Origin of the sequence: Pedobacter sp. AW31-3R, assembly GCF_052180285.1 — a bacterium.
Classification (GTDB): Bacteria; Bacteroidota; Bacteroidia; order Sphingobacteriales; family Sphingobacteriaceae; genus Pedobacter.
Window position 1 is genome coordinate 312,258 of sequence record NZ_CP197475.1, and the last position, 12,602, is coordinate 324,859.

Genomic DNA, 12,602 nt, shown 5'->3' on the forward strand with positions numbered 1-12,602 from the left:
TAGTGATAGCGGGTTTTTAATTAGCTGTTAAGCAGGGGGCTAAGACTACATCATGCCGCCCATACCGCCGCCGCCCATAGGAGGCATGCCAGCACCAGCTGTATTGTCATCAGGATCATCTGCTAAAACGCATTCTGTTGTCAACAACATTGCAGCGATAGAAGCAGCATTTTCAAGTGCTACACGGCTTACTTTAGTCGGGTCAATTACACCTGCACCGATTAAGTTTTCATACACGTCAGTACGTGCATTGTAACCGAAGTCAGCTTTACCTTCTTTAACTTTTTGTACAACGATAGAACCTTCAATACCTGCATTTTCACAGATTTGACGCAAAGGCTCTTCAACTGCACGTTTCACGATAGCGATACCTGTAGTTTCATCTTCATTGGCACCTTTCAGGCCGTCCAATGCCTCAATAGCACGAATGAAAGCCACACCACCACCAGCAACGATACCTTCTTCTACTGCAGCACGTGTTGCATGTAAAGCATCATCAACACGGTCTTTTTTCTCTTTCATTTCCACTTCAGAAGCTGCACCTACATAAAGAACTGCAACACCGCCAGCCAATTTAGCTAAACGCTCCTGTAATTTTTCTTTATCATAATCAGATGTAGTTGTTTCAATCTGAGCTTTGATCTGGTTGACGCGTGCTTTAATATCTTCTGACTGGCCAGCACCGTTGATCACAGTTGTATTGTCTTTGTCAACAATAACTTTTTCAGCAGTACCTAAATAGGTTAAGTCAGCATTTTCTAATTTGTAACCTCTTTCTTCAGAAATCACAGTACCACCAGTTAAGATGGCAATGTCTTCCAGCATAGCTTTTCTACGGTCACCAAATCCTGGAGCTTTAACCGCAACAACTTTGAGTGAACCACGGATTTTATTTACAACTAAAGTGGCTAAAGCCTCACCATCTAAATCTTCAGCGATAATCAATAATGGTTTACCAGTCTGAACTTGTTTTTCAAGGATCGGTAACAATTCTTTCATGTTACTGATTTTCTTGTCGTAGATTAAAATGTAAGGGTTTTCTAATTCCGCTTCCATTTTATCTGCATTGGTCACGAAGTATGGAGATAAATAACCACGGTCGAATTGCATACCTTCCACTGTTTTTACTTCAGTTTCCGTACCTTTTGCTTCTTCAACAGTAATTACACCATCTTTACCAACTTTACCCATTGCTTCAGCAATCAGTGAACCGATCACTTCATCATTGTTTGCTGAGATAGAAGCTACCTGTTTGATTTTGTTGTTATCCTCACCAACAGTTTGAGACTGTGATTTCAGGTTCGCAACGATAGCAGTAACCGCTTTGTCGATACCACGTTTTAAATCCATTGGATTTGCACCGGCAGCAACATTTTTAATACCAGCAGTAACAATTGCCTGTGCCAGAACGGTAGCCGTAGTTGTTCCGTCACCTGCGATATCTGCAGTTTTCGAAGCTACTTCTTTAACCATCTGAGCACCCATATTTTCGATAGGGTCTTTTAATTCAATTTCTTTTGCTACAGTCACACCATCTTTAGTAATTGCAGGTGAACCGAATTTTTTGTCTATAATAACATTACGTCCTTTAGGACCTAAAGTTACTTTTACCGCATTAGCCAAAATGTCAACACCTCTTTTCAGGGCGTCGCGGGCTTCTACATTGTATTTTACTTGTTTTGCCATTTTAATAAATGTTGGATTTTAATTATTTTGTGGGATTTGCTGATTTTCAGCGATTAAAGAACTGCGTAAAGATCAGATTCGCGCATAATCAGATACTCTTTCCCTTCATAGGTAATTTCAGTACCACCGTATTTGCCGTATAACACTACATCGCCAACTTTAACGCTTAATGGGATAAGGCTACCAGTAGATTCAGCATATTTGCCTGGTCCAACTGCAACAACTGTTCCTTGTTGAGGTTTTTCTTTAGCTGTGTCCGGGATATAGATACCCGAAGCCGTTTTCTCTTCAGCAGGAGCAGCTTCAACAACTACTCTATCTGCAATGGGTTTAATGTTTAAAGCCATAAATAATATTATTTTTAATTTTAAGGTTAAATATAAATATATGTTTAACGCTTAGGGTGTATCAGTTTCTATGCCAAGGGCCTTTTGCTTGACAAATTTACACAGGCTTGTCAGCTAATAGATTATGGAGTGTTTTTTTAATGTCAGACTGGCAGGGCATAAACAAGAAGCCCGCTAAGATGTTCATCCTAGCGGGCTTCATTGATACCGGAGTATCGTAATGTTATTTTTTAGTGGTATCAACTGTTACCGGTGCTGGTGTGGTAGCCGGTGCCGTTGAACCTCCGATAGGAGATGGTGCTACTGTATTGTCCAGTTGTTTCTGGATTTTTGAATCGCCGCCTGAAGCAGAAACTCCGCCTGTTTTAGCAATGGTCGTTACCGCTAAAGAGATAATTACCACAACGGTCAAAAGTACCCAGGTGCCTTTTTCTAAAACATCTCCTGTACGTTGTACGCCGAACATGTTGCTGCCAGATCCACCTGTTGCCAAGCCACCGCCTTTAGGGTTCTGTATCAATACAAACAGCCCTAGTGCAACACAAATAATGATCAATAAAATAATTAAAAAAAGCATAGTATGTTAAAGGATTAAATTTTCTTTTCTATAGATTGGATAAGGTCGGCAAAGTAACGGCTTTTTTCTGGAAACTTCAAACTTAATTTTTGATAAGTGTCTATCGCCTTGTCATAAAGCATCTGTTCGATGTATATATTAGCCAGTGTTTCTGATACCAGGTCATTCTGGTCTTCCGCACTTTTCTTGGCCTTGTTTTCATTGTCGATCTGCTCCGCATTGGGAGGCGTAATCTGTGGATCTTTCCTGATGAAGTTATCAATGATCTCAATATCCCTGGTAACGGGCTTTTTCTGCTGTATGGCTTCGTCCAGCAGGGGCTCGCTTTCTGTCAGGTGGTCCTGCACATGGAAGATGTGCTCTACATATTGCTGCTGCAACTCATGGACACCTGATTTTTTCTCCACAGCATAGGGCTGAAAGATGGACTGGTGCTCTTTACGTGTTTTGGCCAGCCACCATAAAAAGGTATAGGGCAACTTTTCGTCGTTGTAATTGCTGACCTGACTGTTATCGGGTAGGGGAGGGATTCCGGACTGATTTGTTGCCGGCTGCATATCCAGGGCATCTTTATGCTCTTCAGTAGCAGCAGTATTGCTGTCCGCAGCTGTGCTGGAATGCTCCAGGTTATTGTTTCCCGGGCTTTCGATGGCGCCCTCTGTATCGAAATTCTGCTCAAAGGCAAAGAAATCAGTTGAAGCAATGCTTTCAAACATAAAATCATCATCCAGTGATGGCTGGCGGTAAATCGTCTCCTGGCCTTCAATTTCCGGTGCCGGCGTTTGTCCATCCGTATTCCTGAAAGGACGGTACATGGAAAGGTCTACCTCAGCAATTTCTTCAAAAGTCTCCTGTTCATCGGCCAGCGGTGTTTCTTTAATGATTTCCGTTGCCTGTCCAATGATATTGAAATCAGCTGTTTTCGCTGTTGTACTGAAAAGGAAGTCGTGGAGGAGCTTTCCGTTGGTATATAAAGCTGCTTTTGCAAGTGCATGATTACCCTCTGCCTGTTGCTTACTGATTTTAGCCATCAGTAAATGCAAAGGCTGATAATAAGGGTATTCCTCCAACAACTCTTTTAACAGCGCTATATCCGGTTGGCAAACCAGATGCGGCTCCGCAAGAAATCCTGCAAGTTGTTGTTTAATATCTTTTTCCACCTCCACGTTGCTAAGTTAATAATTGAAATTCAAGAGTAGCTCATTGTTTACAGATTTTCTACCACTGTGCGAAGGCCTTGTTGAAGATATCTTCTGTCAGCTGCCCATTAATCTGGTTGATAAAACCCTGCTGTGCTGTATTTAAATTTGTTGAACCCAGGTTGAAATCATAATAACGTTCAAAAGATTCTTCAAAACTTTGTTTCGTGTTTAGATTACTGGTGTATTTTACACTTACCCTGATCGTCAGGCGCGTACCCCCGGCAACCGGTCGGTCGTTACCTCCCTGGGTTGCAATCGGTTTAATGTCATATCCGGTAATCCGTCCTTCAAACACGGCATCTGCAGCATTTTGGGTAATGGTTAATCTTGTCTGGTTGCGGATCCTGGTTTTTAAGGCCTCAGTAAGGTCCTGACTTAAGGTAGGGATCACGGTAGGCGCATTGTTTTCGAAAAGCTCTACACTTACCGTTTTCATTTCTGCAGGTATAGAAGCACCATTGAGTGCTACTGTACAGGAATTAAATAAGGCCACCAGTGGAATGAACAACAATAACAGACAGATCTTTTTCATGATTAATTCAAATTCAGTTCTTTAATTTTTCTATAGAGCGTACGTTCAGAAATTCCGAGTTCCTGGGCGGCAAATTTACGTTTTCCTTTATGTTTCTTCAGCGCTTTTTTAATCAGGTCAGATTCTTTGTCAATCAGTGACAGCGACTCCTCTACTTCTTCAGCCTCATGCGTATAGTTGTAGTCAACCGGGGTACTTGGCGAAGGTTTCTTGATGGTCAGTGTGGCATCATGGTTTACGGTCTGGTCTATCTCCTGGTAAAGCTGGTTGATATAATGCGGGTTTTCCGCCATGATATGAGAGGTATTGCCCCCGCTCTGGATAATCTCAGCCACCAGCTTTTTCAGGTCCATCATGTCTTTCCTCATGTCAAAAAGCACCTTGTAAAGGATGTCCCTTTCAGAAAAGTCTTCCTTAGCTCCATTGATGGCCATGGGAAGGTTATTTCCTCCGCCTTCATTGGGAATATAATTCAACAGCGCATTGGCGGAAACATTGCGTTCCTTTTCCAGTACGCAGATCTGTTCGGCGATATTTTTCAGCTGCCTGACATTTCCCGGCCAGCTGTAATTGCTGAGCATCTGTATCGCATCCGGTTCCAGGTGGATTCCCGGACTGCGGTATTTATCACTGAAATCTGCCGAAAACTTCCGGAACAGCAGGAAAATATCTTCCTTACGTTCATGTAAGGCCGGAATACGCAGGGGTACCGTATTCAGGCGGTAGTATAAATCCTCACGGAACTTGCCATTCTTAACCCTGTTGTACACATCTACGTTTGTCGCGGCAACGATACGTACATCGGTTTTCTGTACTTTCGATGAACCTACCCGCAGGTATTCACCGCTTTCCAGAATCCTTAGCAGACGGGCCTGTGTACCCAGGGGCAATTCAGCAACCTCATCAAGGAAAATGGTTCCGCCATTGGCTACTTCAAAATAACCTTTACGGGCTTCATGCGCACCGGTGAAGGAACCTTTCTCATGCCCGAATAATTCGGAGTCAATTGTCCCCTCAGGGATTGCCCCGCAGTTGACGGCAATGAAGGCACCGTGTTTGCGTGCACTCATCTGGTGGATAATATGGGAGAACACTTCCTTACCACTTCCGCTTTCACCGGTAATCAGTACCGACATGTCTGTCGGTGCAACTTGTCGGGCGATATCTATGGCGCGGTTAAGCAAGGGAGAGCTGCCAATAATTCCAAATCGGTTTTTAATATCTTGTACGTCCAAAATAATCTCTTTTAAGTTTTTGGTCTGTTTATCTCTAATTGTTTTGGCCTGTCAAACAGATGCAGCCATCGCTGGACAGGGTGGTCTGCCTAATCTATAATTCTTCCCAGCAGCGTAGCTGAAGTACAACGTTCAATCACCACATTTACATATTGTCCGGGAGCAACATTCTCTACTGCCGGAAATACAATCATGGCATTCTGGTCATTCCTGCCGCAAAGGTCTTTGTCAGATTTTTTAGAAAAACCTTCCACCAGGATCCTTACTTTTTTGCCGACCGATTGCTGCAGTCTTTTGTAAGAGGTTTCCTGTTGTTTTAACAGGATTTCCTGCAAACGTCGCTTTTTAACGTCTTCGGGAATATCATCTTCAAGTTTTCTGGCTGCCAGTGTTCCCGGGCGCTCAGAATAGCTGAAACAGAAAGCAAAATCATAACCTACATAATCCATCATGTTCAACGTTTCCTGGTGTTCTTCTTCTGTTTCAGAACAGAAACCAGCAATGATATCCGTAGAAATGGCACAGTCGGGAATAATATTCCTGATGGCATCGATCCTGTTCATATACCATTCACGGGTATAGGTCCGGTTCATCAGGTCCAGTACCCTGCTGCTGCCAGATTGTACCGGAAGGTGGATGTTGTTACAGATGTTATCATGTTTCTGAATGGTATGCAATACTTCATCAGTAATATCCTTTGGATGGGAAGTAGAGAAGCGCACACGTAACTCCGGACTAATCAGGGCTACTTTTTCCAATAACTGGGCAAAGTTCACCATGGTCTCGGCAGCTTCTTCTGCTTCTGCAGCACCTTTCCATTTGTAGGAATCTACATTCTGTCCGAGTAAGGTTACTTCTTTATAACCACGGTCGTGCAGGTCCTGTGCTTCCGCCAATATAGACTGCGGATCGCGGCTGCGTTCGCGGCCACGGGTAAAAGGCACTACGCAGAAGGAACACATGTTGTCACATCCGCGCATGATCGATATAAATGCAGTGATACCATTTCCGTTTAAACGTACAGGACTGATATCGGCATAGGTTTCTTCCCTTGAAAGCAATACGTTGATGGCTTTCTGCCCCTCGCCAACCTGTTCAATCAGTGTGGGCAGGTCGCGGTAAGCATCCGGTCCAACCACCATGTCGACCAGTTTTTCCTCTTCCAGGAACTTGGATTTCAAGCGCTCAGCCATACAGCCCAGTACGCCTACAATAAGTTTCGGGTTCCTGCGTTTTTCTACACCGAACTGCGACAGGCGGTTACGTACGCGCTGTTCCGCATTCTCACGGATAGAGCAGGTATTGATAAATATAGCATCCGCTTCCTGATAATTACCTGTAGTTTCAAAACCCTGGTCGAGTAAAATTGATGCAACAATTTCACTATCAGCAAAGTTCATCTGACACCCGTAACTTTCGATGTATAGCTTTCTTGCATTCATCGTTTTTGGTGCATCAATGATCAGGGCTTCACCCTGGCGCTCTTCATCGTGTTTCTTGTCTGCTAGCTGTAATTCAATCATAAAAAGGTCAACATTTATCGGATTACAAAATTACGCAATTTAATTTGTAAATGACAAAGTGGCAGGATTTAAAAATACCGCTTTAGCGGTAAATCTACTATAGTATGATAATTCCGGCGCCTAAAAACAGCTTTTTCCCACAGACTCCTGAAAACATTGTTCCCCCCATTGTTGTCTTATAGGAACACCATTATAAGTTTTCTGCCAGACAAATAAAGCAACATAAACTTGTGATAGCTGCGAAATAAGAGATTAAAAAGAGAATGGTTATGGTAGAGAAACAATCACATCGAAACAGGATATGGAAATGGGTGGCCGCAGTTGTTATCGTGCTAATCGCGGCAGTCGGGGGCATTGCCCTTTATTTTAGTGCCCAGTGGAAACCGATCCTGCGAAGCAAGATAAAAGAAGTGGTACAGAATGGTTCCAGGCAGTTGTATAGAGTAGACTTTAAAGATATCCATCTCAATATACTGACCGGAAGTGTTACGGTAGACAGTATTTCTCTTCAACCAGACACTGGGGTTTTTAATGCCTGGAAAAGAGCAGGGAATGCACCAACACATTTATTCTCGATCAGGCTTGCCAAACTGCAACTGCGGAATATCAGTGTGAGGGAGGTTTATTTCCACAAGAAAATTGAGATGAATGATATTATCCTGAAAAACCCTTCCATCAATATCATCTATAACAAAGTCAATAAAAAGCCAGATACCACGCAGGATAAACGCAGCCTGTATGAGCGGATTTCCAAGACGCTGAAATCGGTGCACATTAAAGGAATAAAAATAGAGGATGCTGATTTTGATTATATCAACGGAGCAAACGGACAGCTGCTGAATGCCGTAAAGAAGCTGAATGTCCATGTGAAGGACTTTCTGCTGGATGCCGGTGCTGCAGCGGATACCACAAGGTTTTACTATACCAAGGATGTCTCTTTTGAACTCGCTGGTTACAGTTCTTTATCAAAAAATAAGATGTATACCACAAAGGTAGATACCATCCGCGGATCTGCCAGGGGCAGGACGGTGGTGCTGAAAGGGCTTAAAATGATCCCCATGTATCCCGACCTGCAGTTCAGCAGGATGCTGAAGGTGCAGAAAGACCGTTATGACCTGGTATTTAAGCTGATCGAGTTTAGCGGCGTGGATTTCAAGGCGCTGAACAGCGACGGTATTCTCCATGCCGGTGCATTAAAAATTACTGATGCTGCGGCGAAGGTATTTATGAACAGGGAATTGCCGGGACAGGATATCGATAAAAGTGCCAACTTTCCTCATATGGCACTGCGCAGGTTACCCATACAAACCACTATCGATACCTTACTGTTAAAAAGGGTAAATGTAGCTTATACAGAATACAACCCGATTACACAAAAAAAGGGGACAGTCCATATTGATGCGCTGAACGGGAGAATCATGAATGTGACCAATGATTCCATTTCTATGGCCAAAGACCATTATGCCGTTGCTTACCTTAACGCGTATATGATCAAAGCGGCAAAACTAAACATCCGGATCAACTTCGACCTGATGGCAAAAAATGCCGCTTTTACCTTCAAGGGCAATATCGGAGGGATGGATATGGTAAAGCTGAATCCGCTGTCCAAAGCACTGGGACTAGTGGAAATTGAAGAAGGTACGATACAGAAAGTAGATTTCGAGGTGAAGGCAAATGCAGCCGGTTCTACAGGGATCATGCATATGTATTACCGCGGATTAAAGGTGGCCTTGCTGAAAGAGGGCGAGGAGGGTGCCCCGGTGAAGAAAAAAGGATTGCTGTCTTTCCTCGCGAATACCTTAATTGTGAAAGATGCAAATCCGGAGAAAGGGGAAGAATTGCGGACAGGGAAAATAAGCTTCGAGCGACCAAGAGGTGCTTCGTTCTTTAACCTGTTATGGAAGAGTGTTTTTGTAGGGATGCGGGAGACCGTAGGCCTCGGTATCGTACCGATGAAGAGTCCGGAGAAAAGCCGGAAAGTGATTGTCGATAAGATGAAAGAACGTAAGGAAAAACGGGAAGAACGCAGGGAGGAGAGAGCAAAGCGGAAAGCGAAGGAAAAAGGAAAAAATTGAGGGGGCCTACCAGGAACACTGGGGCGGAGCGCCTATCAGAAAATGAGCCATATTATTTTTTCTGTGATTTATAAATAACGTATATTGGAAAATAAAAAATACACAGTGGGGAATGAATGAACGATCGCGAAGGATATTTACTGTGTTTAAATGGACTGCGGGAATAGCCGTGCTGTTGTTTCTGGCTGCTGATGCTGCCTCCTGGTATTTTGGTAAAAAGCTAAGGCCGGTGATTACCAGCGAACTGAAAGACCTAGTGCTGAATTCTACAGACAGTCTGTATACGATCGAGTTCAGTACGGTAAATACCAATTTCCTGTTTGGCAATGCCTCCATTCTCGATGTGAAGATTATTCCCGATACCAACATCTTCAATAAACTGGTAAAGCTGAAGCGTGCACCCAATAATATCTATCAGGTGAGCCTCAAAAAACTGACGATCCGCAATTTTCACCCTTACCGCTGCTTCAGCGAAAAGAAAATCAATATCAATGAACTGCTGTTTGACCACCCCAGTGTGGTGATGATCAACCGTCAGTTTGCCTTTAATGAGAACAAGCCTGCAAGGCCGCTGAAGTCGCCTTACGCCTATATTTCCAGGTTTTTGAAGGAGGTGAGTGTCCGCAATATCTATTTGCGGGATATCAGCTTTAAATATGTCAATAGAAATGTGCCTGTGCCGGAAACAGATTCACTGGAACGGCTGAACATCACACTAAAGGACTGGCTGATTGATGCCCATTCCGCTACGGATACGAGCAGGATTTATCTGTTAAAAGATGTCCTGATTGACCTGAATGATTATCAGTTCGCTACACCCGATAGTCTCTACCGTCTCCATGTCAACGAATTTTCTTTCAGGGCGTCCACCGGACAGATGAATGTGAAGAAATTCATATTGGAGCCGCGTTATGATGAAATGGAGTTCGGTCATGTGGCTGGTTATGCAAAGGACCGGTTTAGTATCCAGATGAGCGATATCAGTCTTGATGGTATTGATCTTCCGCTATATGTGAAGAAACAGCAGCTGCTGGCCAGGGAGATGAATATTGCCAATGGATTTGTCTCTGTTTTTAACAACAATGAGCTGAAACCAAAGGGAACAGAGCGGATGGATAAATTTCCGCATCAGTTGCTGCAGGCACTGAAAGGAAAGCTCACTGTAGAAAAACTGAACCTGAGTAATATTGACCTGAGTTATGCCGAGTTTGACCGTGACAGCAAGCAGAAAGGCAAAATTACCTTTGAAAATACCTCAGGAACTATTTTAAATGTGACCAATGAGGAAAAGGCAAAGCTAAAAAATCATTTTATGCTGGCGAATTTAAACACCGATATGATGGGACAGGGAAAGCTGATGGTTAATTTCAGGTTTGACCTGACCGCACAGAATGGCGGTTTCTCCTATAGCGGTCAGCTGACAAATATGGATGGTGCTGTACTGAACAGGATTACCAAGCCTTTGGGTATGGTACAGGTGAGAAGCGGCGAGGTGAAAAAGCTGACATTCGATATTGAAGCCGACAATGTAAGTGCCAGGGGGAAAATGAACTTTGCCTATCATAATCTGTCAGTAGGCCTGCTGAAGAAAGTAGAAGGGAAGAGAAGACTGGTTAAACAGGGCCTGATTTCCATGCTGGCCAATGCACTGGTTATTCATCCCGATAATCCGGACGACAAGGGCAAGTTCATCACCGCCCCGATTTATTACCAGAGAGACCCTAAAAATTCATTCTTTAGTTTTGTATGGAAGACCATGTTCCAGGGCATTAAATATACAGTGGGGCTGACACCGGAAAAAGAAGCAGAGATCCAGGCACAGATAGATAAGTTTGAGCAAATGAAATCTGACAGGGATGAACGTCGTGATGCCCGTCAGAAAAGAAAATCCTCAGTCCGCAAACCGCAAACTGAGGATTAGTAAATCTTAATCTTGTAAAATTTTTACTTTTATAAAAAGGATCTTGGAATGCAAAGTCAAAAATTAAAATTATTTACAATATTGGTTTTTTTCGGCGATCATCGCCGAAAAGTACAAAAGTAAGTATATGCCTATGTTTAGAAGATCTCTATAGCTACTTCTATACTATCAGATAAAGCAGCAATCTGCAAAACTCTCTATTATAGCAGAGGATGGAATGATGCCACTCGGCTCGGGTTCAAAGAGGAAAGACGAATATTAGAAAGAATGGAGTTATACCATATGTGGCCTAAGCCTTGCGTCTACAACACAATACCCCTTTGATTTTTAAATCAAAGGGGTATTGTGTTGTAAGACCGGAAGAAAATTTTCTGAAATACTTGAATAACTATTCTTATATCGTCCAGTTCCAGCCGAATTCATCAGCCGTAACACCGTAGCGGATATCATTTAATTTCTTGGCGATACCAATCGATACTGTACGTGTAGCAGGGTCAGTTAGTGTATACCCCTTACCTTCATAGCTGATTTCGCTGATTTGTGTAACGGTTGCAGCTGTACCTACGGCAAAAGCCTCAGTCAGCGTTCCATTCTCTATATTGTCCAGAACTTCCTGAATCAGGATTCTTCTCTCTTCTACTTCAATACCCATACTCTTGGCCAGCTGGATAATCGTGTCCCTGGTCACCCCGTCAAGGATGGTTTCACGAACTTCAGGAGTAACGATCTTTCCGTTGATCACGAACATCAGGTTCGCGGCACCAGACTCTTCCACATAAGTATTTGTTTTGGAATCCGTCCATATCAGCTGGTCAAAACCTTCTGCCTGTGCCTCTAATGCAGGCAGCATAGAGCCTGAATAGTTACCACCTGTTTTAGCGGCACCCACACCACCATCAGCCGCACGCGTATAGCGTGTTTCGATTTTAACTTTCAGTGGTTTGCTGTAATATGGGGCACTTGGACTGGTCAATACGACAAACTTATATGTTTCAGAAGGTCTTACCCCTAAGAACGGGTCTGTCGCAAACATGGCTGGTCTGATGTACAAAGAATAGTTTTCTGCATCAGGCACCCATGCTTTATCAATATCAATTAAAGCAGCAATACCCTGCATAAAAACATCTTCAGGAATGGTAGCCATCGCCATACGGACAGCAGATTTGTTGAAACGTGCAAAGTTTTTATCGGCACGGAATACACTTACGCTACCATCAACCTGCTTATAGGCTTTCATTCCCTCAAAAATTGTCTGCCCGTAATGTAAAGCAGAAATTGCAGGGCTCATTGCAATTGGCCCGTAAGGCAGGATCTGAAAGTTCTTCCATTCACCATCCTCAAAATCGGCCGTAAACATATGATCAGTAAATACTTTTCCGAAAGGTACATTCGAAAAGTCTGTTTCAGCTAATCTGGAGTGATCAGCTTTAGTGGTTTTTATAGTTAAAGCATCTATTACCATGTCATTTATAATTAGTTGAACATTCCCTGCAGCGAAGCAGCT

At 43.3% G+C, this 12,602-nt stretch carries 10 protein-coding genes; 2 read left to right on the forward strand and 8 right to left on the reverse strand.

Going from position 1 to position 12,602, the window contains the following annotated elements; translation table 11 throughout:
* Positions 1-45 precede the first annotated feature (45 nt).
* The 7 genes from groL to miaB all read right to left on the reverse strand — a co-directional run bounded on the left by groL (position 46) and on the right by miaB (position 7,102).
* The gene (gene groL / locus ACSBL2_RS01325; RefSeq protein WP_442589878.1) at positions 46-1,686 is read right to left on the reverse strand and encodes a chaperonin GroEL; all 1,641 of its coding nucleotides are present in this window, start codon (positions 1,684-1,686) and stop codon (positions 46-48) included.
* Between the two features lie 53 nt (positions 1,687-1,739).
* Complete coding sequence (groES, locus tag ACSBL2_RS01330; RefSeq protein ID WP_442589879.1) at positions 1,740-2,033, reverse strand: co-chaperone GroES; 294 nt, start codon at positions 2,031-2,033, stop codon at positions 1,740-1,742.
* A gap of 223 nt (positions 2,034-2,256) precedes the next feature.
* Positions 2,257-2,610 carry a preprotein translocase subunit SecG gene (secG, locus tag ACSBL2_RS01335; protein WP_442589880.1) on the reverse strand — a complete coding sequence of 118 codons (354 nt, stop codon included), beginning with the start codon at positions 2,608-2,610 and terminating at the stop codon, positions 2,257-2,259.
* Positions 2,611-2,624: 14 nt separating this feature from the next.
* A complete protein-coding gene (locus ACSBL2_RS01340) occupies positions 2,625-3,776 on the reverse strand; it encodes a hypothetical protein (protein ID WP_442589881.1) in 1,152 nt (383 codons plus the stop codon).
* A gap of 52 nt (positions 3,777-3,828) precedes the next feature.
* Positions 3,829-4,344, reverse strand: coding sequence for an LptE family protein (locus tag ACSBL2_RS01345; protein ID WP_442589882.1), 516 nt, complete (start codon positions 4,342-4,344; stop codon positions 3,829-3,831).
* Positions 4,345-4,346: 2 nt separating this feature from the next.
* On the reverse strand, positions 4,347-5,579 hold the full coding sequence (locus ACSBL2_RS01350; RefSeq protein WP_442589883.1) for a sigma-54 interaction domain-containing protein: 1,233 nt from the start codon (positions 5,577-5,579) through the stop codon (positions 4,347-4,349).
* 89 nt (positions 5,580-5,668) lie between these two features.
* Positions 5,669-7,102: a tRNA (N6-isopentenyl adenosine(37)-C2)-methylthiotransferase MiaB gene (gene miaB, locus ACSBL2_RS01355; RefSeq protein WP_442589884.1), complete on the reverse strand. Its 1,434-nt coding sequence runs from the start codon at positions 7,100-7,102 to the stop codon at positions 5,669-5,671.
* 269 nt (positions 7,103-7,371) lie between these two features.
* On the opposite strand from miaB, the gene ACSBL2_RS01360 reads away from it, so the two are divergent.
* Positions 7,372-9,177, forward strand: a complete 1,806-nt coding sequence (locus ACSBL2_RS01360) for a hypothetical protein (protein WP_442589885.1) — start codon at positions 7,372-7,374, stop codon at positions 9,175-9,177.
* Positions 9,178-9,289: 112 nt separating this feature from the next.
* The gene (locus ACSBL2_RS01365) at positions 9,290-11,098 is read left to right on the forward strand and encodes a hypothetical protein (protein ID WP_442589886.1); all 1,809 of its coding nucleotides are present in this window, start codon (positions 9,290-9,292) and stop codon (positions 11,096-11,098) included.
* A 394-nt stretch (positions 11,099-11,492) separates the two neighbouring features.
* Here the strand turns inward: ACSBL2_RS01365 and ACSBL2_RS01370 are convergent, their stop codons facing one another.
* Complete coding sequence (locus ACSBL2_RS01370; protein WP_442589887.1) at positions 11,493-12,560, reverse strand: branched-chain amino acid aminotransferase; 1,068 nt, start codon at positions 12,558-12,560, stop codon at positions 11,493-11,495.
* Positions 12,561-12,602: the final 42 nt, after the last annotated feature.

Bases quoted from the DNA above. Each gene is read 5' to 3' on its own strand.
- ACSBL2_RS01360 (WP_442589885.1), top strand. From the start codon at position 7,372: ATGGTAGAGAAACAATCACATCGAAACAGGATATGGAAATGGGTGGCC.
- ACSBL2_RS01365 (WP_442589886.1), top strand. From the start codon at position 9,290: ATGAATGAACGATCGCGAAGGATATTTACTGTGTTTAAATGGACTGCG.
- ACSBL2_RS01345 (WP_442589882.1), bottom strand. From the start codon at position 4,344: ATGAAAAAGATCTGTCTGTTATTGTTGTTCATTCCACTGGTGGCCTTA.
- ACSBL2_RS01370 (WP_442589887.1), bottom strand. From the start codon at position 12,560: ATGGTAATAGATGCTTTAACTATAAAAACCACTAAAGCTGATCACTCC.
- miaB (WP_442589884.1), bottom strand. From the start codon at position 7,102: ATGATTGAATTACAGCTAGCAGACAAGAAACACGATGAAGAGCGCCAG.
- groL (WP_442589878.1), bottom strand. From the start codon at position 1,686: ATGGCAAAACAAGTAAAATACAATGTAGAAGCCCGCGACGCCCTGAAA.
- secG (WP_442589880.1), bottom strand. From the start codon at position 2,610: ATGCTTTTTTTAATTATTTTATTGATCATTATTTGTGTTGCACTAGGG.
- groES (WP_442589879.1), bottom strand. From the start codon at position 2,033: ATGGCTTTAAACATTAAACCCATTGCAGATAGAGTAGTTGTTGAAGCT.